Here is a 22,655-nt window from a genome sequence, read left to right on the forward strand (position 1 = left end):
CGGGCCCGACACCGCCGTCACGGACACGTGACGCGGTGCCTGCCGGAAATACCCACCCTAGGGGATGTGGACGGGTGACCAGGTTCGCGTTACGGTCGAGCTACTTACTTTTCAGAGACGGAGTTCACATGTCTGCGCCTGACCGCATCGTGCCGGATCACTCGGCCGATCTCGGCCTTGCCGAACTGTCCGCGGCTATCGCCGACGGCAGCATTTCCTCCGTGGCGGCCGTGACCGGGGCGCTGGATCGGATCGAGGGTTCGCAGCCCACGCTCAACGCTTTCCGGGTGGTGCGTCGCGAGGCGGCGCTGAAGGAGGCCGCCGAGGCTGATGCCAGGCTGGCCGCGGGCGTGCGACTGCCGTTGCTCGGTGTGCCGATCGCGGTCAAGGACGACACCGACATCACCGGTGAGATCACCGCGTTCGGGTGTGGTGGGCAGTTCGCGCCGAAAACCGCGGATGCCGAATCGGTGCGTCGGTTGCGCGCGGCGGGGGCGGTGATCGTGGGTAAGGCCAATACTTGTGAATTGGGACAGCTGCCGTTCACCAGTGGGGACGCGTTCGGGCACACTCGCAATCCGTGGGATCGCACGCGTACGCCCGGCGGGTCGTCGGGTGGGTCGGCGGCGGCGGTCGCGGCCGGATTGGTGCCTGCCGCACTGGGTTCGGATGGGGCGGGGTCGGTGCGGATCCCGGCTTCGTGGACCAATCTGGTGGGGATCAAGCCGCAGCGTGGACGGATTTCGACGTGGCCGTTGGCGGAGTCGTTCAACGGGCTCACGGTGAACGGGCCGTTGGCGCGCACCGTGCGGGACGCGGCGTTGCTGCTGGACGTCGCGGCCGGTTCGCATGACGGCGATACGCACAAGCCCGCGCCGATCGATGCCAGTGCAGCGGTGGGGCGCGATCCCGGAAAGCTCAGAATCGCACTGTCGCTGAACATTCCGTACACCGCGAGCAAGACCGCGCTGGATCCCGAGATCGCGGCGGCGGTGCATTCGGTGGCTTCTACCCTGCGCTCGCTCGGGCACACCGTCACGGTGACGAACCTGCACTACGGGTTGATGATCGGGGCGTCGTTCCTGCCGCGTTCGCTGGCGGGGATCAGCCGGGTGCATCGGAATATGCCGGGCGCTGTCGTCGATCCGCGCACCACGGCCAATGCGCGGATCGGGCGCGTGCTCAGTGGGCCCGTGCTCGCCGCGGCGCGCAGGGCGGAACCGTTGCTGCACAAGCGGATCGGGTCGTTCTTCGACGATTACGACCTGGTGCTCGCGCCGACTACCGCGACCGCCGCCCCTCGGGTGGAGGAGATCGACGGGATCGGTGTCGGTGCGACGAACCATCTGATCACCGCGGCGTGCCCGTACACGTGGCCGTGGAATGTGTTGGGTTGGCCGAGCGTGAATGTGCCTGCCGGGTTCACCGAGGCGGGGCTGCCGATCGGCGCGCAGTTGATGGGCACCGCCGATACCGAGCCGATGTTGATTTCGGTTGCGGCACAGTTGGAGTCGGCATTGCAGTGGGAGCGTGCGCGGCCCTCGCAGTGGTGGTGAGTCACAGGGGCGCGTCGGGCCACCAGCGGTCGAACAGCTCACGGGCGGAGTCGCGATCGCTGTAGACGAAGATCACACACGGGCTTCGGAGCACGTCATCGAAGGTCACCGACAGCAGGCCGACGGGCTTGTCGCGGATCGTCCGGTCCTCGGCGATGATGTGGCCTCGACCCGACGGTCGCTCCCACCCCTGGTCGACAACCGCCGTGCCGAGGGGTCGGTCGTGGATCGCGAGCCGGTCGGCGTTGCAGCTCACCGCGACCCTCTCGACCGGGTTGCGGTCGCCGTTGCAGGTGAGGCGGCCGACTCGGGTCGGCGGTTGGTCCAGCGGCAGCGGATTGCCGTCGCGATCCACCGCCGCGCAACGGATCCCCTGATAGCCGCTGGCGAAGGGGCCCTTCGGTAACAGTGCGGGAAAGGGGTCCGCGACGAATTGGTGTGCGCCCCAGTTCTGTTCGGCGGTGGTCGGGGCCGGGGTCGTCGCCGTGGGTGGTGGGGTCGCGGTCGAGTCACGTTGTGTCACAACGAAACCGACAGCGGCGGCCACCGCGCCTACCGTGACCGTTGCGAGGGCGATCCGTGTTCGTTTTCGAGGGGCGCGTGTTGGTATCGGCGCGCCGAGCCTGATCGCAGGATTGGATGGGGCGGCCTGCCTCCTGTCAGGTCCGGTGAAGTCAGGTCCCGGCCCAGGATTCGGATTCGGGGGCAGTGTCGGCCCGTACAGGGTTCGGACCGTAGGGAGTGTCGCGGGGCCGAAGGCGACGTTCGTGGCAGCGGCCAGCGCCCCGCAGGTGGAGTAGCGGGCGTCGCGGTCTTTGGCCAGCGCGCGGGCGAGCACCGCGTCGATGGCAGGCGGTAGCTGGGGGTTCAGGTCTGTGGCTCGGGGCGGCTGCTCGTGCAGGTGGGCGGCGATGACCGCGGCCGGGGTTTCCCTGGGGAACGGTGTGCGGCCGGTGAGCAGTTCGAACAGGGTGCAACCGAGGGAGTACACGTCGGCGCGATGGTCGACGTGGCCCAGCGCGATCAGTTCGGGGGCGGCGTAGGCGAGGGTGGCCAGGAAGGTGCCGGTCTGGGTGAGGGCGGTGCTGTCGGCACCGGCTTTGGCGATGCCGAAGTCGGCGACCAGCACCCGGTCGGGCTCGCCTCGGCGCGGTTCGAGCATGAGGTTGGCCGGTTTCACGTCGCGGTGCAGCAGGCCGGCCCGGTGTGCGGCGTCCAAGCCCGCCGCGGCCTCGGTGATGATGTGCACGGCGTGCGGTGGTTGTAGCAGCCCGCTGCGCAGCAGAGCCGCGGCGTCGGTGCCCGCGACCAAACGCATCGAGATCCACAGCGCGCCCTCGTCGAGGCCACGATCGTGCACGGCAATGACATTGGGGTGGTCGATGCGGGCGGCGAGTTCGGCTTCACGGATGAATCTGGCGCGGAATTCCGGTTCGGCACTGTGGGTTTCGCTGAGGATCTTCAGTGCGTCCAGGCGTGGCAGGCGTGGGTGACGGGCGGCGTATACCGTGCCCATGCCGCCGTTGCCGAGCACACGTTCGATCACGTAGCCGGCGAAAACTGTTCCGGGGCGCAGAATTACGGGCACGAGCTCACCCGGCCCGTACGAGCAGGCTGTACTGGGCCGCGGCCTTCTGTCTCACCTTTTGCTCACTGGACTCGAACACTGTCGCGTTGTAGCGTCCGTGCACAATCTTGCAGAAGTACTGCACGTACACGGGGCCGTCCTTTTGCTTGCCGCACCAGATGTCCTCGATGCCCGCCGGGCCGGCGAATTCGTGGATACCCTCGGCCGCGATGATGCGCTTGCTGCGATCGAACGCCGCGCGCGCGGTCACCGCATCCGGTTCGCGCAGCAAGCCGTCCAAGCCCAGCCACGCCCACCGTTCTGTGGTCGAGCGCGATTCGCGCGACCCCATCAGGTAGGCCGCATTCGGGCCGAACGCCAAACCCCGTGGCTGCAGCAGGATCTTTCCGCCCGCGATCCGGTCGAGGTCGGACATCGTGACCGCGGGCATCGACCAGCGGCCCGGCTTCTCCGGCACCATTCTGGCCACCATGCCGTCCGCGTCGATCGGCAAGGTAGCCAGCGCCTCGCGGGGGGTGGCCACGAATCGGCGCAATTCCGGGATCTGCGCGCTGAAGGTCTTGCCTGCCAGAGCTGTCATCGCGGGCAGATCGATCGTGGGCAGGTGCACCAGCACGCTCACGACGTAGTTGCCGGCGGCGATCGTGGCGGCCAGGCTCGGCACGGTTGGGCGCCAATGTGCCTGGGCTGCTGTGTGTTCCGGGATATCGACCCGGACGTTGTCCGCATTGACCGCGGCGTCGGCGGCGTCGAGCTCGGCGGCGGCCTTGGTCGCGGCGTCGGCGTCGGGCATGCGCAATGCCACGATGGTCAGCTTGCGCGCCTCAGTCGTATCGGAGCCCGCGACGGTGAAACCGGCGAGCATCCCATGGCGAGTCAGCACGGCACGGCTGGGCTCGGACAGTACGCCGGAGACCTTGGTCGGAGTGGGCAGCGGAACCGCGGCCATCGTGGTCGTGCCCTGTGACAGCAGCGGATCTGCTCGCGCCGGGTTGATCATCACCTCGCCCAGGCGCACCGACTCGAGGATCTTGCCGGTGTACAGGTCGTTGTTCAGCGGCGCGGTCAACGGAATGTGCTGATATTCACCGTAATCGAGGGTCGCCAGGTCGACGTGAGACGACGTGGCGGTGCCCGGCACTGTGCACGCGCTCAGCAACACCACCAGCAGCAGCGCACCGAAACCGATCTCAGAGCGGCGCATCGGCCCACCACCGTTCTCGCAACTCGGCGCCGGACTCGCCGCCGCTCACCTCGAACCGACAGAACCAGCGGGCCGGGTCGTCGAAATACAGGTGTAGGTAACCGACTCGAACCGCTTCGACACCGATGTTGTTACCCCACATCACCGTTCCGCCGCCGGTTCCGCGCTGCCACTTCTCGCTGCCCTCGACACGATCATTGCTGGGTGGTGCGAGGATGCGCGATCGGTCGGTGTTGCAGAAGATGCGTACCGCCACCACGGGATCCCGGTTGCCGGTGCAGTACATGACCGCTATGGGCACCGGGGTGTCCGGCGACGCCATGTCGCCCTTGCCGTCGAACATGAAGCACAGGCTCAGCTCCTGATAGCCGACACCGAAGTGAAAGCGCGGCAGTAAATCCGAGAATGCATCGGCGACAAAGCTGTGGACACCCCACGATGTGGCGGGTGGCAGTGGTGGTGGCGATGTGGTGACCTGCGCGTTCGGTGCGGCGGCGTCAGGCCCGGTGGCGCGCAGTATCGCGGCGGCGGTGACGATGCCGACGAGGACAACCGCTGACACCGCACCCCAGAGCTTGCGGCGGGCGAAACGACTGCGTCGCGAGGGCGCGCCTTCGGACGGCGGCTTCAAGTAATTTTGGCTGCCCACAACGGAATTCGAGGCGTTGGCCGAGGGCGGTTGCACCGGCGCCTGTAGCGCATCGCGGGCGGCCGCGGCCAGCTCACCGCACGACGCGAACCGATGCGCCGGATCCTTCGCCATGGCCCGCGCGATCACCGCATCGAAGGCGGTAGAAAGTTCAGGACGGCGATCGGACGGTCGCGGTGGGGGTTCGTGCAGGTGGGCGTACATCACCGCAGCAGCAGTTGGTCGAGGGAAAGGCACTGTGCCGGTGAGTAATTGGAACAGTGTGCAACCGAGGGAGTAGACGTCGGCGCGATGGTCTATGCGCTGACCGTTGAGTTGTTCGGGGGCCACGTAGGACAGGGTCGCGGTGACGCCGCCGCCGGACAGGGTGGCGGTGTCCTCGGCGCGGCGGGCGATGCCGAAGTCGGTGACCAGTACGCGATCTGGTTGGCCAGCTTCCTCGGCGACGAGGATGTTGGCCGGCTTCACATCGCGATGCAGCAGGCCCGCTCGGTGCACTTCGTCGAGGCCACGCGCGGCTTCGCTGACGATGTAGACGGCGCGGGCGGGGTCGAGTGTGGCGCCCGTGCGTCGAATGAGTTCCGCGGCATCGGATCCCGGGACGTACTGGGTGGCGATCCACAGCTTGCCGTCGAACTCGCCGCGGTCGCGCACGGCGACGAGGTTCGGATGTTGCAGTGCCGCAGCCAGTTCGGCCTCGCGCAGGAATCTGGCACGAAATTCCGCGTCGGTGGCGTTGTCCTCGGCGAGAACTTTCAGCGCGTCATGGCGGGGCAGGCGCGGATGTCGGGCCAGGTAGACGGTGCCCATACCGCCCGCGCCGAGGCGGCGTTCTATCAGGTAACCGGCGAACTGCGCACCTTCGGCAATACTCACCGGCGGTCTCCCACATGCTGATAACGCCGCCGGGACCCTTCCAGCGACCATCCTGGCTCCAGCCGGTTTCCATCGCGCGAATCGCGAGCGGAAACCGCAGCTCCGAGCCACGTTTTTGCGACTATAACAGCACCGATTCAGTTGCGCTGGAGAAGAATTGCCGCAGTTTTACCGGGCAGGTTCGACCCAGGTTTCCAGGTCGCTTTTCGTCCCGGAGGGACAGCCGTCGCGGCCGGGCTGCCGGGGGAACATCATCAGGCAGCGTTGCGGTCCCCCACCGCCGACCGCGGTGGTGACCAGGACCGCGATCGAGGAGCCGTCGGCGACGCGGCTGGTCGAGAAGCCGAGAGTGCCTGTGACACCGCGATAGTCGGACTCGCGCAGTTGAACGGCGATCGCGGTGCGGTTGGGGTCGGCGAGCACGCCGCGGCTGGCGCGCACGGCGTGCAGGAACAGCCCGCTCACGTCGAAGGCCAGGCCCGTGCGGTCGCCTGCCCAGGTGGGGCGGTAGTCGGTGAGTTCGTCGTAGCCGCGCAGGTCTTCGATCAGGCCCGCCAGTTCGGCGCACAGCTGTTCGTGTTCGAACGGAACCGGTTGATCGCCGAGTTTGCCAGTGCCGCCGACACAGTCGGCGCCACCGAGCATGACCGGGGCCGCCTTGGCCACGTAGCGCACGGTGAGGTTGGACGGTAGTGCGGCAGTGGCCTTCTGGTCGGTGATCAGCCGGGTGACCGCGTCGTTGCCCAGGATCGCCGGGCCAGCGCCGCTGACACAGCCGCGGCTGACCGACTTGGCGAAGGTCGGGAAGTCGTCGTTGCGGCCCGCGAAGAACAGCAGGGTGCCGCGATCGAAACCCTCGGTCTCGCACGGGGCCGGGAAACGGTAGAGCTGTTGCTGTTCGCGCCAACTCATGCTCTGTTGTGGCACACCACGTTTGGTCAGTTCCTCTTGAAGGTCGTCGACCAGGGTGGTCACGTAGAGGTCGCCTGCGGCTTCGGGGTGGTAGATCGCGACCTTGTCGTAGCGGGGTGCACCGTTGCGGTCGCGGGCGCCCTGTACGTAGTCCGCGACCAGGCGAGCCTGGACTCTATTGCTGGGTGCCGCTTGGAAATACAGCGGGGAGGCTTGCTCGAGGCCGTCGGCGGACAGGGTCGTGGCCACCGCGGGCACACCGAGTTCACCCAGAAGGCTGATGGCCCTGCGGGTTTCGTCGTTGCTGCGGTCGATGCCGACCACGCCGAGCACGCTGGCATCGTCGGTCACCAGCTCGCGCAGTGGATTGTCGACCACCCACCCGGCGTGCCGCATATCGGATCCGCCATTGGCAATGATGATGCGCAACAACGGTTCCGACTCGTCGGAGGCCAGCAGCGCGCGACGCTGCTGGACGGCCAGGCCCGCCAGTTCCTCGACCTGGGCGTGCGGGTAGCGCACGTTGGTGTCGACGTAGCTCAGGCCCGCGAAGTACACCAGCGAGACCAGTGGGCGCTTCGGGTTGTCGGCGCGCGCGTCGAGGGCTGCGGCGTTGAGCCGGAACACTTCTCGCTGCATGGTGGTCAGTTCGGGGTCGTCGGCGAAGGTTTGCCGGGCGTTATCGCTGTAGCCGACGCATTCGCCGTCGCGCAGGCTCACCGAGACGCCGCCGGTCCACGGCCAGTGCGAACACTGCGCCCCACGCAGCGGCGGGAAATAGACCAGCGTCGCGGCCACGGCCAGCACGATCGGGATCAGCACACACAGCCCGACGAACCAGCTGCGCGCGGCCAGCGGTGGCGCGGGCGGCAGTGCCAGACCACGGAATCGGGCGTCGCTCACGCGCGGGGTGGTGTCGGGCGCGATGATCGCGCGCAACGGCAGGAACCAGGCGTCGGCCTGACGGTGCGTGCGGCGGTTGTCGATCTCGCGCAACCACTCCTGCAGCGGGTCCGGCGGTTGCGGGGTCGGTGCGTCGGCGAGGCTTTCCAGGGTGCGCAACGGGCGCAGATCGCTGATGTCGGACAGCTCGCCGACCTCGCGACTGGGCCCGACGTCGCGCAACGCCACCACGACCAGGGGATCGAAAAGTCCTGTCTCGTTGCGGATCTCGTTGATCCAGGTGAGGATGCGCGCGCCGTCGCTGCCCTCGGCCAATCCACCCAGCAGCGCCACGGGGTAGGCGGTACGCCGCCAGCTCGACGGGCGCCAGATCCTGCGCTTATAGGCGTCGCGCAGGTCCTCGAGGAAGGCGTGCACGAGCAGTTTGGCGACCTGCTCCTCGTTCTCGTCCACGCGATGCGAGGCTGTGAGCCGAGACGCGAAACCCAGGAAACTGCCCGACAATTCGGGGGCGAGGTACCGCTGGCGCAGGAACCACCGGGTCACCTTCGACATGCCGGGGATGCGTCCCGACACCCACAACCACAACCGCAGCACCGGCCACAGCGCCAGCACGCCGAAAACCACGCGCGAAATCGTGTCGCCCGCAACACCTTCGGCGGTATCGGAGCGACTGGTCGGCGAACCGCTGCGCAACAGTTTGGGCAGGCGACGGCGCAGTTCGTCGGGGGCCTCGGATTCGTCGGCGGTCACCCGCTGACGAGTCAGCCAATCGGCGGTGCGGTAGCGGGGGAACTTGATCGCGCCCATCGCGGTGTCATCGGCGGCGAAACCGGCCACCAGCTGCTGCACGATCGGCAGGCAGTGGCCGGGGATCTCCGGCTCGTTGGCGTGCGGGCCCGCGTTGATCGCGTTGAGGTCGGGGGTCAGCGACATGCGCGGCAGGTCGGGCGCGCGCAGGTCGATCTTCGCGCGCGGGGTGGCCCGCCTGCCACCGGATTCGCTGAGCCAGCTGTAGATTTCGCCGATCAGTGCCGTGTGCCCGGCGACACCGACCACCTCGACGATCGGGCGGGGCAGCGCGCGCCGACCGTGCACCAGAGTGCGCAGCACGCGCGGGCGAGTATCGGGGATCTCGAGCGCCCGCAGCAGCTCCAGCAGCTTGCCGACATCATTGGCATCGGGCACTTCGGCGGCCTCCCCGGGCGATCAGCGAACACGCCGAACCAACCGACGTGTTCGCCGAACGATACCCGGTACCGCTGACACTCAAACGGTCAAAAGCCCAGCTTCCCCATCTGTTTCGGGTCGCGCTGCCAATCCTTGGCTATCTTCACGTGCAGGTTCAAGTAGATGCGGGTGCCCAGGATCTTCTCGATCTGCGCGCGGGCGTTGGTGCCGACCTCTTTGAGGCGGGCGCCGTTCTTGCCGATGATGATCGCCTTCTGGCTGGGCCGTTCGACGTACAGCAGCGCATGGACTTCGAGCATGTCCGGGTTCGCGGAGTAGGGCTCGATGTCCTCGATGACCACGGCCAGCGAGTGCGGCAGTTCGTCGCGCACACCTTCGAGGGCGGCCTCGCGGATCAGCTCGGCCATGAGGGTTTCCTCGGGCTCGTCGGTGATCTCGCCGTCGGGGTAGAACGCCGGGCCCTCGGGCAGCTGCGAGGCGATCAGGTCGACCAGCACCTCCACCTGTTCGCCCTTCACCGCCGACACCGGGATGACCTCGGACTCGGGGCCCAGCAGCTTCGACAGCGCCATCAGCTGGTGGGCGATCTCGTCGCGGCTCACCTTGTCGATCTTGGTGACGATGCCGAGGATCTTGGTCTTGGGCGCCATCATCCGGATCTGCTCGACGATCCAGCGGTCGCCGGGGCCGATCTTCTCGTCGGCCGGAATGCACAGCGCGATCAGGTCGACCTCGGAATAGGTGTCGCGGACCAGGTCGTTGAGGCGTTGGCCGAGCAGGGTGCGCGGGCGGTGCAGGCCGGGGGTGTCGACCAGGATCAGCTGGGCGTCCTCGCGGTGCACGATGCCGCGAATGGTGTGCCGGGTGGTCTGCGGGCGCGAGGAGGTGATCGCGATCTTGGTGCCGACCAGCGCGTTGGTCAGCGTCGACTTGCCGGTATTGGGGCGGCCGACGAAACAGACGAAGCCGGAATGGAATTCCTTGCCCGAATCAGCCACCGTGCACCTCGTTCAGGACGGCGCCGGTGCGGTCGGTGCGAATGACCGCGGCGGACGGGGAGACCTCGTGCAGGGCGTCGATGCCGGCGTCTTGGGGGTCACCGCCCACTACTACGGCGGCCTCGAAACCTTCGGCGCCGCTCGAGATCGCGGCGGCCACGGCGGCCTGCAGCGCGGTCAGGGTCAGGGCGGCCAGCTGGACTTCGCCCGCGGCGTAGGTGCGGCCGTCGGTGTCGCGTACGGCCGCGCCGCTCGCGCCGCCGGTGCGGCCCAGTGCGCCACGTGCCAGCACCAAGAGTTTGTTGTCTTCGGTGTCCAGTTCACTCATGTGTTTCTCCGTTGTCAGTGCTGATGGGCACGCGCACCTGGTCGGTGTCGGCGGTTGCCTCGTCGGTCGCGCCCTTGCGGGGCTTGTCGGTCTTCTTCTCTGCTTTATCGGTTTTATCTGTGGCCCGGCGCACCAGTACGGTGTTGACCCGCATCCGGCCGCGCGCGTCGGCGCCGCCTTCGCCGCGCAGCACCAGCCCGTACACGGTCACCTTGGAGCCGGGCAGCGGGACGCGGCCCAGCTCGTGCGCGAGCAGTCCGCCGACGGTGTCGACGTCGTCGTCCTCGATATCGAGGCCGTACAACTCCCCCAGGTCCTCCACCGACAGCCGCGACGAGACCCGGTAGCGGCCGTCGCCGAGATCTTCCACGGGCGGGGTCTCGTCGGTGTCGTACTCGTCGTTGATCTCGCCGACGATCTCCTCGAGCACGTCCTCGATGGTGACCAGCCCGGCGATGCCGCCGTACTCGTCGACCAGCAACGCCATGTGGTTGCGGCGGCGCTGCATCTCGTCCAGCAGCGCGTCCAACGGCTTGGAATCGGGGACGAAGGTCGCGGGGCGCATCACATCGCGCACCGACACCTTGCGGGCCCGATCGGCGTAGGGCACAAGGTCTTTGAGGTAGATCACGCCCAGCACGTCGTCGACGTTCTCGCCGATCACCGGGATCCGGGAGTGGCCCGAACGCACCGCCAGCGACATCGCCTGGGCGGCGGTCTTGTCGTCTTCGATCCACACCATCTCGGTGCGCGGCACCATCACCGCGCGCGCGGGGGTGTCGCCCAGTTCGAACACCGACTGGATCATGCGACGTTCGTCGTCGGCCACCACGCCGCGCTCGCGGGCCATGTCGACCACCTCGCGCAGCTCGATCTCCGACGCGAACGGGCCGTTGCGAAACCCCTTACCGGGCGTGATCGCGTTGCCGAGCAGGATCAGCAACCGGCTGACCGGGCCGAGCACCGCCGCGATGATCTGCAACGGCACCGCCGCGGCCAACGCGATCGAATAGGCATGCTGGCGACCCAGTGTGCGGGGGCCGACACCGATCACGACATAGGAGACCACGACCATCAGCGTGGCGGTGACCAGCAGCGCCGTGCTCTCGGACCACATATCCAGGGTCGCTGCGGCCAGCAGTACCGTGGCGGTGATCTCGCACAGAATGCGCAGCAGGACAACGAGATTCACGTACCGCGGGCGGTCGTCGACGATCTTGCGCAGGCGCGCGGCACCGGACCGATCCTCGCGGACCATGTCGTCCAGGCGGGCCCGCGACACCGTGTTCAGCGCCGAGTCCACCCCGGCGAACACCCCGCCGATCCCGATCAGCGCGATGGCAAGGGCTATCAGGGTCAGTGCTGTCACGCGGGGCCGTCACCGGGTGCGGTGAAACCTGCCTTGCCCAGTAGTCGGTCGTCACGCTCGGCCAGTTCGGCGAGGCGCTGCTGTTCGCTCAGGCTCACGTACCACTCCTCGAGCAGTTGGGCCTGCAGCGCGAACATCTCCTTCTCCTCCTCCGGCTCGGCATGGTCGTAGCCGAGCAGGTGGAGCACGCCGTGCACGGTGAGCAGGGCCAGCTCGTGATCCAGCGAATGCTCGGCCTTCTGGGCCTGACCCATCGCGAACTCCGGGCACAGCACGATGTCGCCGAGCATGGACGGGCCGGGCTCCGGGCTGTCGGGGCGACCGCCGGGCTCGAGCTCGTCCATCGGGAACGACATCACGTCGGTGGGGCCGGGCAGGTCCATCCAGCGCACGTGCAGGTCGGCCATGGTGTCGAGATCCACGAGCACCATCGACAGTTCGGCGGCCGGATGCACGTCCATCCGGGCGATCACGAAACGTGCGACGCTGACCAGGTCTTCTTCGGGAATGTCCATACCCGATTCGTTGGCGATCTCGATGCTCACCCGTTCAGCCTACGGGGCCGACCCGATGCCGCCGGGAGCGGCATCGGGGCAGCTCGATCGTGTCTCGCCCCGATCAGCGACGGTCGGTGCGGCCCGCCGCTCGACGCTGGGCGCGATTGCCCGGGTAGTGCGGGCCCGGTACCGCGCGGGTTTCGGATTCGGCGCGATCGTAGGCGTCGACGATGTCGGCGACCAGGCGGTGCCGCACCACATCGGCGCTGGTGAGCTCCGCGAAATGGATGTCGTCGATATCGGTGAGGATCTCCGCGGCCGCGCGCAGACCCGAACGCTGCCCGTTGGGCAGATCGACCTGCGAGATGTCACCGGTGACCACGATCCGCGAACCGAAACCCAACCGGGTGAGGAACATCTTCATCTGCTCGGCGGTGGTGTTCTGCGCCTCGTCGAGAATGATGAACGAATCGTTGAGCGAGCGACCGCGCATGTACGCCAGCGGCGCGACCTCGATGACACCCGAGGCCAGCAACTTGGGGATCGCTTCGGGGTCCATCATGTCGTGCAGGGCGTCGTAGAGCGGACGCAGGTACGGGTCGATCTTGTCGTTGAGCGTGCCGGGCAGGAAGCCCAGACGCTCGCCGGCCTCGACCGCGGGCCTGGTCAAGATGATGCGGGTGACCTGCTTGGTCTGCAGGGCCTGCACCGCCTTGGCCATGGCCAGGTAGGTCTTGCCGGTGCCCGCGGGGCCGATGCCGAACACGATGGTGTTGGCGTCGATCGCGTCGACATAGCGCTTCTGGTTCAGCGTCTTGGGGCGGATGATCTTGCCGCGCCGGGACAGGATGTCCAGGCTGAGCACCTCGGCAGGCGATTCGGACACGCCCTCGTCGGTGAGCATCGAGATGGTGTGCCGCACCGCCTCGGGGGTGATCACCCGATTGCGGCCGGTCAGGGCCACGAGCTGCTCGATCACGCGCTCGGCCAGCGCCACTTCACCGGCTTTACCGGTGATGGTGACGGTGTTGCCGCGGACATGGATATCGGCCGGGAGCAGTTTCTCCAGCTGACGCAGGTTCTGATCGGCCGAGCCGAGGAAACCGAAGACCGACTCAGGCGCGAGTTCGATACTGGAACGCACGGTCCTGGGCGCGGGACCAGCATTGCTTCCGCCTGCGCCGATATCAGTTACGGGGTTGGTGGTGTTGCCGATCTCGCTCGAGTTCTTCAAAAGTGGCTACAGCCTGCTTCCGGTTTCGACCTGGTGTTCGATGAGATCCAGTTTACCGCCGAGCACTGACACCGCACAGTGGTTAAAAATCGTGCTCGTGGTATGCCACTGCGGATACCCGATCCTGGGCGGTCCACTCCTACCAGCGGGAAGTGAGCGCGCCCAGCGCACCCAGGGCCACGGCGGCGGCGGTCGAGGTGCGTAGGACGGTCGGGCCCAGCAGCACGATGTCGGCGCCGGCCTCTTCCAGCGCGGCCAGTTCGGCGTTGTCGAGGCCGCCTTCGGGGCCCACGATCAAGACCACTTCGCTGGTCTGCGACAGGGGAAGTTCGGTGAACTTGCCCGCGCCGGATTCGTGCAGGGCCGCCACGATCGCGCCGTCCGCCTTCGCCTTGCGCACGAGTTCGACCAGGTCGCGGGTGCGGTGCAGACCCGCGATCTCGGGAATGTAGGCACGCCGGGACTGCCGGGCCGCGGACTTGGCCGCGGCACGCCACTTGTCGATCCCCTTGGCGGCCTTGGCTTCCCAGTTCGCCACGCACCGCGCGGCCTGCCACGGAACGATGAGGTCCGCGCCCGCCTCGGTCATCAATTCGATGGCCAGTTCGGAACGATCCGACTTCGGCAGCGCCTGCACCACAGTCACCTGCGGGGTGGGCGGCTGCGCGATCCGGCGGTTGCGGACCTCGAGTTCCAGGCGATCCTTGCCTGCCGCGACGACTTCGGAGTCGGCGAGCACACCGTGCCCGTCGGACAACGTGATCGGCTCGCCGACTTTGATCCGGCGCACGGTCGCGGCATGGCGACCTTCCGGACCGTCCAGCACCGCGACGGCGCCCGGCTCGGGCACCTCGTCGAGGTAGAAGACCGTCGCGGCCACGGGGTCAGCGCCCGCTGAACGACGCGCGCAGCCGGGCGAACAGGCCGCTGTTGTGCTCGGACTGGGTCGACATCACCTCGGCGCGATCCTTGTCACGCATGCCCTTGAACTTGCGCAGCAGATCGGTCTGCCTGCCGTCGAGCTTGTTCGGCACCACGATGTCCAGGTGCGCGAGCAGGTCGCCACGCGCGCCCGAACGCAGGCGCGGCATGCCGTGCGCACGCAACTGGATGACCTCGCCGGGCTGGGTGCCCGCGGAGATGGTGAGTTCGGTGGGGCCGTCGAGGATGGTGTCCACGACCACGGTGGTGCCCAGGATCGCGTCGACCATCGGCACGCGGACGGTGCAGTGCAGGTCGTCGCCGTCGCGCACGAAGGTGTCGTGGGGCTGCTCGACGACCTCGACGTACAGGTCACCGGCATGGCCGCCGCCGGGGCCGACCTCGCCCTGTGCGGCAAGGCGAACCCGCATGCCGCTGGCGACACCGGCCGGGATGGGCGCGGCGATCTCGCGGCGAGCACGCACGCGGCCGTCGCCACCGCACTTGTTGCAGGGGTCGGGAATGGTCTCGCCCGCGCCGCGGCAGGTGGGGCAGGGACGCGAGGTCAGGACCTGGCCGAGGAAGGAGCGCTGCACCGACTGCACCTCACCGGCACCGTCACAGGTCTCGCAACGCACCGGCTTGGACTTGCCGTTGGTGCCCGCGCCCACGCACACGTCACACAGGATCGCGGTGTCTACGGTCAGGTGCTTGGTGACACCGACCGCGCATTCGGCCAGGCTCAGCCGGGTGCGGATCAGCGAATCGGCGCCGGGCTGCACGCGGCCGCGCGGCTTGCGCTGGCCACCGCCGCCCTGGCCGCTCATCCCGCCGAAGAACGCCTCGAAGACATCGCCGAGACCGCCGAAGCCCGCCCCGTTGAATCCTGCTCCGCCGCCGCCGTTTTCGAGCGGGTCACCACCGAGGTCGACGATGCGACGCTTCTCGGGGTCGGTCAGCACCTCGTACGCGGTGGAGACCTCCTTGAAGCGGGCCTGCGCACCCTCGTCCGGGTTCACATCGGGGTGCAGTTCGCGGGCCAACTTGCGGTAGGCGCGCTTGAGCTCCTGGTCGGTGGCGTTCTTGCCGACGCCGAGCAGTCCGTAGTAATCCCGTGCCACGTGAGTTCTCTAGTCCTTGGTCGGTGTGGTCCGGCCGAGCGCCGGGCGCATCCTTTAGTCGAATCCACTCAACTTTACCGGCCGAAGTATCGACCTTAACAGCCCGGTGACCCTCGTTCCCGAGCTGGCTTCACCTTTCGGCCAGCACCTCGCCGATGTAGCGGGCCACGGTCGCCACCGACGCCATCGTGCCCGGATAATCCATGCGTGTGGGGCCGAGCACACCCATGCCGCCCAGCACCGCGCCTGCCGCGCCGTAACCGGTGGAGACCACCGAGGCGCCGCGGATCTGCTCGACCTGGGTCTCCTCGCCGATCTGCACCATCACCTGGCCCGGCTGCTGCGCGGCGGCGAGCAGTTTGAGCACGATGACCTGCTCTTCGAGGGCTTCCAGCACGCTGCGCAGGGAGCCGGGGAAACCGAAGTCGGCGACATTGCGGGTGAGGTTGGCCGTGCCGCCCAGCACCAGGCGTTCTTCCGGGTGTTCGACCAGCGTCTCCACCAGCACCGTGGACACCCGGATCAACACATCGCGGATCTTGGCCGGTGCGCGTTCGGGCACACCCGCCACGGCCGCGCTGGCCACCGACAGCAGTTTGCCGTCCATGGCACCGCCGAGCAGGCCGCGCACCGCGACGAGGTCCTCGTCGGAGATCACCGCGCCCAGATCCACGATGCGCTGGTCGACGCGGCCGGTGTCGGTGATCACCACCAGCAGCAGTTTGGCCGGGTTGAGCGCGACGACCTCGATGTGGCGCACGATCGAGGCCGACACCGTCGGGTACTGCACGACGGCGACCTGGCGGGTGAGCTGGGCCAGCAGGCGCACGCCACGACGCAGCACGTCGTCGAGGTCGACCCCGGATTCGAGGAATTCCATGATCGCGCGGCGCTCGGCACCCGACAGCGGTTTCACCTCCGCGATCCGGTCGACGAACTCGCGATAACCCTTGTCGGTGGGAATGCGGCCCGAACTCGTGTGCGGCTGGGTGATGTAGCCCTCGGCCTCGAGCACGGCCATGTCGTTGCGGATGGTGGCGCTGGAAACCCCGAGATTGTGTCGCTCGACCAGCGACTTGGAGCCGATCGGTTCCTTGGTGGCGACGTAATCCGCGACGATCGCCCGTAGAACCTCGAAACGTCGATCTTCGGTACTCGACGCCATCGACCCCACCTTCCTCGCTCGTGCCCGGTACTTCGTGTGCGACCGTGCCGTGTTCGGCACAGGTTCGCACGTGGACGCTGTCAGCGTCTGGTTCCCAGTCTAATTGCCTCGGGCGAGATCGCCGGATCACGCGGTCGGTCGGCATCCAACCGTCACGTGGCGGATTTCCGGCCATAGGGGCGGTGTTCTGCCGTCTGCGGGGGGTGTTCGTCGGCGAAAAGTTATCCACAGGCCCGAGTTATCCACAGATGGGATTTCGGGGGTTGTCGAGGTCGGGTGGTGGGCGTAGGTTCGGAATCGAATCAGGGGGTTTACCAGCACTTTTCACAACACGAGGGGGAACTGTGGGGTATTCGGGGGCAGTCGCGGTACGACCGGCGGAGTTCGTGGGAATCGAGAACGCGTGCGCCGAACTGCTGTTGGCGATCGCGCGGATTCGGTTGCTCGCCGCCGAGATCGGCGATCAGGTGCGGTGGGGGCTGGGTGAAGGGAACGCGCGGCTGATATCCGCTGCTGCTTTAGTGGCGCGATTGCGTTGTGTAGCTGGGGCGACGGACAACAGCATCACCGCGGCGCTGGACGCGCATGCGCGGATTGTCGAGGATCTTCGGCTGGCACTGCTCGATGTTTGTGATCGGATGGTGATTGCCGACCGTGATTGGGCGGATCGCCTGCATTCGGTGGAACTGATTGCGGGACAATCCGATCCACCAGTTCCGGAGTCGAGGTGACAGGCCGCGAGCCGCCCGGCTCTACTGGCGGCGAGCAGAGGAATTCCGAAGTTTCCCGTGGTGCCACACAATTGGGCGTTCCCGGCGGCGGGGAGAACACGCATTCTTGGCGGCATCACGAGATCGTCGCGGCATTCCAGTCACTCGACGTGACCGATGCGGTGGCGCAGGCGGATAAGTTCGACCAGATCGCGCGCGACTGGGAGGCTGCGGTCCGCACTTTTCAGCACGCGGTGGGTGGATTGCTGCCGCAGGTCTGGGAAGGTGTGGCCGCTGCGGCAGCGGGGTCCGCGATCGACGCCTATGTCAGGCAGGCTCGCGAACTGACTGTGGCACTGGAGGAATTGCCGGGGATCGTTCGGGCGGCGGCGGAGGCGATCGTGGCGACGAAGTATGCGATCGGGTCGCCGAGCACCCAGGTCTCCGCCGGGATGGGATCGGAGTGGCCGGCGAACGGGGCGGTGCGCGAGGCCGATTCCACGTTGTCGGCCGCGGAGGAAGACGCGCGGGCGGCGATGCGGCAGCGGTACGTGGTGCCGTTCGGTGAACTGATCGGACGTATTCCGTTGCTGCCCACGCCACTTCGAACGGTCGATGGTGGGAGCGAGGTCGGTGATCGGCAGTTGTTGATCGACATCGTGGGGCAATCGCGCAGCGAGCGGCGCGCGCAGTCACGGGGCGGGATCGAGGTGCCTGTCGACGATTCGGGAGCAACGAAAGTCGACGGTCGCGTTACTGGAGTTCCGACCGAAAGTTCCGACGAAGTCATCGACAGATCGGAGGGGATCGGAAACAGTTCGGGCGGGGCCGCAGACTGGTCGGCGGGACCGGATCACGGGGCCGCGCAGTCGAGCGGCACGGTGGCACCGATGTCGACGGCCACCACTGTGACGACGTATCCGGGCGGCACGGCCGCGCCGCCGATACCTGGCGGAACCGGATTCCACACCGCACCTACCTCGACATTTGCTGCGACCATCGATCCCGCAACCGTCACGGCGGGACGCGGTCCATCGCCAAGTTCGGCGGGCGCGAGATCGGACCACGGCGTCGGCATGAGCGCGGCCCGTGATCGAACGCCGGGCGGTCGGAATCACCCTCTGCCGGGCAGGCAGGACGGGCCCAGAGCCGGGCACAGCGTTGCTGGTTCGGTCAGCCCGGTGATCGGCGCCGGTCCGCCAGTGGGACACGCCTCGACCCGGTCGGTCGATCGGTTCTTCCACTGCGCCGGCGCACCGGTGACGCAGTCGTCACCCAGCATCGAGACCGAGCGTGGGTTGCCGCAGTACCTGATCACGCAGGCGAATACCGAGGAATTGCTCGGCGTCGCGCTACCGGCGGTGGCCGGTGGGGTGATCGGTGGTGGTGCTGACCTGCTACCCGGCGAGCAGTGCTCGCCGGTGACTCGGGGCTGACGACGATGTCAGCGAGCCGAGACAGGCGTCGGCAGTGGCCACCCTGGCTGGGCGGCCGATGCCGAGTCAGACTCGGGCAGCTGCACCGCAGCGAGCGGCCGAGTCGGGAGCGCCTACATTCTTGCCCGCGAGGGCGTCGAGGCCGAGCATCGCCAGCAGCGATGTGCAGTCTTCGGCGTCGTTGGAATGCGAAGCGACCGTCCGTGCGGCGACTGCGCACTGACGAGCGTTCTCCGCCTTCTCAGCAGAGCGCGCTTCCGCGAATTCGCTCTGCTCGTGGACGAGGGTGATGTGCCGTTCGGTGGACATATAACTCCCTAGGATCGAGTCGAAGCTTACGCCCCTAATCGTTATCTTCCACGGCGAACCCTCCGAACATAGCCTTAAAGGACCCCAATGTAGCGACCCTTCCACAGGGTGTGCATTGGCTTACCACCCCACGATGACCGGGCATTCTTTGTTGCTGATCCCAAGGCGCGGAAATCTCGAAATTCAGATCACGATGACATCACCGCCGCGCGATTCGCCGGGCCCCGGAACCGCGCGCGATCGCGATCGATCAGGTGAGGAGGTCGCGGACTATGCCGTCGGCGAGCAGGCGGCCGCGGTCGGTCAGCACGAGGTTGCCGTCGGCGATGTGGGCGAGGCCGTCGGCGAGGACGCGGTCGAGGGCGGGGGTTGCCGAGGGGGCTAGATCGGCCAGCGGCAGGCCGGTGCGCAGGCGCACGGTGAGCATGAGGTGTTCGGTGTAGCGCTCGTCGTCGGTGAGCGCTTCCCAGCCTGCGGCGGGTAGGCCACCGAGGGCGACGCGGTCGGCGTAGCGGGCGGGGTGTTTGACGTTCCACCAGCGCACGCCGCCGACGTGGCTGTGGGCACCGGGGCCCGCGCCGAGCCAGTCGCCGCCGTCCCAGTAGCCGAGGTTGTGGCGGCACCGGGCGGAGTCGTTCGCGGCCCAGTTGGAGACCTCGTACCAGGACAGGCCGGCCTCGGCCAGACGGGAGTCGATGCGCTCGTAGCGAGTGGCGAGCACGTCGTCGTCGGGAGCGGGCAGCTCACCGCGACGGACCTTGCGCGCCAACGCAGTTCCATCTTCGACGATCAGAGAGTAGGCGGACACATGATCGACACCGGCGGCCAACACGGCGTCCAGACTCGCGTCCAGATCGGCATCGGTTTCGCCCGGCGTGCCATAGATCAGATCCAGGTTCACGTGCTCGAATCCCGCGGCCTTGGCCTCCTTCGCGGCGGCGACCGCGCGGCCCGGTGTGTGCGTGCGATCGAGCACCTTCAGCACGTGCTGCGCCGCGGACTGCATCCCCAGCGACACCCGGCTGTAGCCGGCGCCGCGGATCCGCTCGAAGAACTGCGGCGAGGTCGATTCCGGGTTCGATTCGGTGGTCACTTCGGCATCGGGCGCCAGCGTGAAATTCGCGCGCACAGCATCGAGCACCGAGCCCAACCCGTCGCCGCCGAGCAACGACGGGGTTCCGCCGCCGACGAAGATCGTGGATACCTGCGGGGTCGCGCTGGGCAGTGCGCCGAACTCCTGCGCCGCGGTCGCGAGTTCACCGCGCAACGCCTCGAGCCACGATTGCGGCGACGCCGACGTCCCCAACTCCCCCGCCGTGTAGGTGTTGAAATCGCAGTATCCGCAGCGGGTGGCACAGAACGGCACGTGCACGTACACCCCGAACGCGCCGCCGCCGAAATCGCGCAGCACCGGGCGATCGGCGTCGGCCGGTGTCACGCCGGGAGCCCCGGAAGCAGCGCTGGTAGTCACCCCTGCAGTCTGCCGGGCCCGGCACCACCGCCCCGACGCGCCCCACGTCGAGACCACGCGGCGGCCCCGCGCGGTCCGAAGCCGATTATGACCCCCGTCACAGAATGGGACGACCGTCCAGGGGATTTCCCGCAAAAGTGGGGGAAATATCTCCTTGCGGTCGGAACGACCCGGCTGACGTGGCACAATAGGCACATGCACGCAACTGGAGTACGACTCGTGGCCCGTCGCCACGTCGACTTCCAGCGTGTCTGTAGCGCCTGTTGTCGGCCCGGTTTCCACCGGTAGCGCAGCGGCGTCCACGCCCGGGTAACCCCCCGGTGCCTTCGACTTTCATCGGCCCCGCTGACTCCCCTGTCGCGAGCCAGCCCCTCGCGCCTTCAGCACGGATGTCCCACCACCCCCGCAGGAGCGACCCCACATGACGTCGAGCACCGACGCCGGTTCGACCGAGCAGTCGACGGCCAGCGCGCAGCGTTCAGCACCCACGCGCCCCGTCCGGCCGACCAGCGATGCCCCGGTCGCCCCGCGCGCCCGCACCGGCAAGCCGGTTCGCCGCCGGTCCGAAGGCCAGTGGGCCCTCGGCTACCGCGAGCCGCTGAACCCCAACGAGCAGTCCAAGAAGGACGACAACCCGCTCAACGTGCGTTCGCGCATCGAGAACATCTACGCCAAGGGCGGCTTCGACTCGATCGACAAGGCCGACCTGCGTGGCCGTTTCCGCTGGTGGGGTCTGTACACCCAGCGTGAAGAAGGCTACGACGGCACCTTCACCGATGACGACAACATCGACCTGCTCGAAGCCGAGTACTTCATGATGCGGGTGCGTTGCGATGCGGGCGCCCTGTCGGTCGCGCAGCTGCGCACCATCGGTGAGATCTCCACCGAGTTCGGCCGCGACACCGCCGACCTGTCCGATCGCGAGAACGTCCAGTACCACTGGATCGAGGTCGAGAACGTCCCGGAGATCTGGCGTCGGCTCGAGTCGGTCGGTCTACACACCACCGAGGCGTGCGGCGACTGCCCGCGCGTGGTGTTGGGTTCGCCGCTGGCCGGTGAGTCCCTGGACGAGATCATCGACCCCACCTGGGCGATCGACGAGATCGTCAAGCGCTACATCGGGAAGAAGGAGTACTCCAACCTTCCCCGCAAGTTCAAGACCGCGATCTCGGGCCAGCAGGACGTGGTGCACGAGATCAACGACATCGCGTTCGTGGGCGTGAACCATCCCGAACACGGGCCCGGCCTTGACCTGTGGGTCGGTGGCGGTCTGTCCACCAACCCGATGCTGGCCCAGCGCGTGGGTGCGTTCGTGCCGCTCGACGAGGTCCCCGATGTGTGGGAAGCGGTCGTGTCGCTGTACCGCGATTACGGGTACCGCCGCCTGCGTACCAAGGCTCGGCTGAAGTTCCTGATCAAGGACTGGGGCATCGAGAAGTTCCGCGAGGTGCTCGAGACCGAGTACCTGAAGCGCAAGCTCATCGACGGTCCCGCGCCCGAGCAGCCCGCCAAGCCCATCGATCACGTCGGTGTGCAGAAGCTGCGCAACGGTTTGAACTCCGTGGGCTTCTCCCCCATCGCCGGTCGCGTCTCGGGCACCATCTTGAGCCAGGTCGCCGACGCCGCCGCCAAGTACGGCTCGGACCGCATCCGCTTCACGCCGTACCAGAAGCTGATCGTCCTCGACATCGCCGACGACCAGGTCGACGCGCTGATCGACGAGCTCGAGCCGCTGGGCTTGCAGGCGCGCCCGTCGATCTGGCGGCGAAACCTCCTGGCATGCAGCGGGATCGAGTTCTGCAAGCTGTCGTTCGTCGAGACCCGCAAGCGTTCACAGGTGCTGGCTCCCGAACTCGAGCAGCGACTGGCCGACATCAACGCCGAACTCGACGTGCCGATCACCATCAACATCAACGGCTGCCCGAACTCCTGCGGCCGGTCCCAGATCGCCGACATCGGCTTCAAGGGCCAGCTCGTGGACGACGGCACCGGGAATCAGGTGGAGGGTTTCCAGGTTCACCTCGGTGGCAGCCTCGGCCTGGACAGTGCCTTCGGCCGAAAGTTGCGCCAGCACAAGGTAACCAGCGTCGAGCTCGGTGACTACATCGAGCGCGTGGTCCGCAACTTCGTCAAGAACCGGGAATCCGGTGAACGTTTCGCGGTGTGGGCTGTACGCGCCGACGAAGCCGACCTCCGATAGTCGATGAGGAGATCCCC

At 67.6% G+C, this 22,655-nt stretch carries 18 protein-coding genes; 4 read left to right on the forward strand and 14 right to left on the reverse strand.

Features of this window, described 5'->3' with window-relative positions:
- Positions 1-128: 128 nt before the first annotated feature.
- The gene (locus tag ACFWU5_RS18250) at positions 129-1,556 is read left to right on the forward strand and encodes an amidase (RefSeq protein ID WP_379245937.1); all 1,428 of its coding nucleotides are present in this window, start codon (positions 129-131) and stop codon (positions 1,554-1,556) included.
- Position 1,557: 1 nt separating this feature from the next.
- On the opposite strand, the gene ACFWU5_RS18255 is transcribed toward ACFWU5_RS18250, so the two are convergent.
- The 12 genes from ACFWU5_RS18255 to hrcA form a co-directional block, all read right to left on the reverse strand.
- A complete protein-coding gene (locus ACFWU5_RS18255; RefSeq protein ID WP_379245938.1) occupies positions 1,558-3,144 on the reverse strand; it encodes a serine/threonine-protein kinase in 1,587 nt (528 codons plus the stop codon).
- A 4-nt stretch (positions 3,145-3,148) separates the two neighbouring features.
- On the reverse strand, positions 3,149-4,348 hold the full coding sequence (locus ACFWU5_RS18260; RefSeq protein WP_379245940.1) for a hypothetical protein: 1,200 nt from the start codon (positions 4,346-4,348) through the stop codon (positions 3,149-3,151).
- Positions 4,335-5,873, reverse strand: coding sequence for a serine/threonine-protein kinase (locus ACFWU5_RS18265; RefSeq protein WP_379245942.1), 1,539 nt, complete (start codon positions 5,871-5,873; stop codon positions 4,335-4,337). Before ACFWU5_RS18265 ends, ACFWU5_RS18260 begins: the two co-directional genes overlap by 14 nt.
- A 168-nt stretch (positions 5,874-6,041) precedes the next feature.
- Positions 6,042-8,876 carry an ABC transporter substrate-binding protein gene (locus ACFWU5_RS18270; RefSeq protein WP_379245944.1) on the reverse strand — a complete coding sequence of 945 codons (2,835 nt, stop codon included), beginning with the start codon at positions 8,874-8,876 and terminating at the stop codon, positions 6,042-6,044.
- A gap of 89 nt (positions 8,877-8,965) precedes the next feature.
- Positions 8,966-9,877: a GTPase Era gene (gene era, locus ACFWU5_RS18275; RefSeq protein WP_379268012.1), complete on the reverse strand. Its 912-nt coding sequence runs from the start codon at positions 9,875-9,877 to the stop codon at positions 8,966-8,968.
- Positions 9,870-10,205: a cytidine deaminase gene (locus ACFWU5_RS18280; protein WP_379268013.1), complete on the reverse strand. Its 336-nt coding sequence runs from the start codon at positions 10,203-10,205 to the stop codon at positions 9,870-9,872. The genes era and ACFWU5_RS18280 overlap by 8 nt, the downstream gene beginning before the upstream one ends.
- Positions 10,198-11,574 carry a hemolysin family protein gene (locus ACFWU5_RS18285; protein ID WP_379268014.1) on the reverse strand — a complete coding sequence of 459 codons (1,377 nt, stop codon included), beginning with the start codon at positions 11,572-11,574 and terminating at the stop codon, positions 10,198-10,200. The genes ACFWU5_RS18280 and ACFWU5_RS18285 overlap by 8 nt, the downstream gene beginning before the upstream one ends.
- Complete coding sequence (ybeY, locus tag ACFWU5_RS18290) at positions 11,571-12,119, reverse strand: rRNA maturation RNase YbeY (RefSeq protein ID WP_379245952.1); 549 nt, start codon at positions 12,117-12,119, stop codon at positions 11,571-11,573. The genes ACFWU5_RS18285 and ybeY overlap by 4 nt, the downstream gene beginning before the upstream one ends.
- Positions 12,120-12,192: 73 nt before the next feature.
- A complete protein-coding gene (locus ACFWU5_RS18295; protein ID WP_379246088.1) occupies positions 12,193-13,257 on the reverse strand; it encodes a PhoH family protein in 1,065 nt (354 codons plus the stop codon).
- A gap of 187 nt (positions 13,258-13,444) precedes the next feature.
- Positions 13,445-14,185: a 16S rRNA (uracil(1498)-N(3))-methyltransferase gene (locus ACFWU5_RS18300; RefSeq protein WP_379268015.1), complete on the reverse strand. Its 741-nt coding sequence runs from the start codon at positions 14,183-14,185 to the stop codon at positions 13,445-13,447.
- A gap of 4 nt (positions 14,186-14,189) precedes the next feature.
- Positions 14,190-15,347, reverse strand: a complete 1,158-nt coding sequence (dnaJ, locus tag ACFWU5_RS18305; protein ID WP_379245956.1) for a molecular chaperone DnaJ — start codon at positions 15,345-15,347, stop codon at positions 14,190-14,192.
- A 130-nt stretch (positions 15,348-15,477) separates the two neighbouring features.
- Complete coding sequence (gene hrcA / locus ACFWU5_RS18310; protein WP_379245958.1) at positions 15,478-16,512, reverse strand: heat-inducible transcriptional repressor HrcA; 1,035 nt, start codon at positions 16,510-16,512, stop codon at positions 15,478-15,480.
- 386 nt (positions 16,513-16,898) lie between these two features.
- Here hrcA and ACFWU5_RS18315 point away from each other — a divergent pair, with 386 nt between their 5' ends.
- The gene (locus tag ACFWU5_RS18315) at positions 16,899-17,243 is read left to right on the forward strand and encodes a hypothetical protein (protein WP_379268016.1); all 345 of its coding nucleotides are present in this window, start codon (positions 16,899-16,901) and stop codon (positions 17,241-17,243) included.
- 71 nt (positions 17,244-17,314) lie between these two features.
- Positions 17,315-18,658, forward strand: a complete 1,344-nt coding sequence (locus tag ACFWU5_RS18320) for a hypothetical protein (RefSeq protein ID WP_379268017.1) — start codon at positions 17,315-17,317, stop codon at positions 18,656-18,658.
- Positions 18,659-18,724: 66 nt separating this feature from the next.
- On the opposite strand, the gene ACFWU5_RS18325 is transcribed toward ACFWU5_RS18320, so the two are convergent.
- Together ACFWU5_RS18325 and hemW are read right to left on the reverse strand one after the other, a co-directional pair.
- A complete protein-coding gene (locus ACFWU5_RS18325) occupies positions 18,725-18,967 on the reverse strand; it encodes a hypothetical protein (protein WP_379245964.1) in 243 nt (80 codons plus the stop codon).
- A 250-nt stretch (positions 18,968-19,217) separates the two neighbouring features.
- Positions 19,218-20,405 (reverse strand): radical SAM family heme chaperone HemW, encoded by a 1,188-nt coding sequence (gene hemW / locus ACFWU5_RS18330; protein WP_379268057.1) that lies wholly within the window; start codon positions 20,403-20,405, stop codon positions 19,218-19,220.
- 454 nt (positions 20,406-20,859) lie between these two features.
- On the opposite strand from hemW, the gene ACFWU5_RS18335 reads away from it, so the two are divergent.
- The gene (locus ACFWU5_RS18335; protein WP_379245968.1) at positions 20,860-22,638 is read left to right on the forward strand and encodes a nitrite/sulfite reductase; all 1,779 of its coding nucleotides are present in this window, start codon (positions 20,860-20,862) and stop codon (positions 22,636-22,638) included.
- Positions 22,639-22,655: the final 17 nt, after the last annotated feature.

The organism is Nocardia sp. NPDC058640, assembly GCF_042716995.1.
GTDB lineage: Bacteria > Actinomycetota > Actinomycetes > Mycobacteriales > Mycobacteriaceae > Nocardia.

What these genes read in the sequence shown, in the direction of transcription:
- ACFWU5_RS18250 (WP_379245937.1), top strand. Translation starts at nt 129, where the DNA reads ATGTCTGCGCCTGACCGCATCGTGCCGGATCACTCGGCCGATCTCGGC.
- ACFWU5_RS18260 (WP_379245940.1), bottom strand. Translation starts at nt 4,348, where the DNA reads ATGCGCCGCTCTGAGATCGGTTTCGGTGCGCTGCTGCTGGTGGTGTTG.
- ACFWU5_RS18280 (WP_379268013.1), bottom strand. Translation starts at nt 10,205, where the DNA reads ATGAGTGAACTGGACACCGAAGACAACAAACTCTTGGTGCTGGCACGT.
- hrcA (WP_379245958.1), bottom strand. Translation starts at nt 16,512, where the DNA reads ATGGCGTCGAGTACCGAAGATCGACGTTTCGAGGTTCTACGGGCGATC.
- ACFWU5_RS18325 (WP_379245964.1), bottom strand. Translation starts at nt 18,967, where the DNA reads ATGTCCACCGAACGGCACATCACCCTCGTCCACGAGCAGAGCGAATTC.
- ACFWU5_RS18335 (WP_379245968.1), top strand. Translation starts at nt 20,860, where the DNA reads ATGACGTCGAGCACCGACGCCGGTTCGACCGAGCAGTCGACGGCCAGC.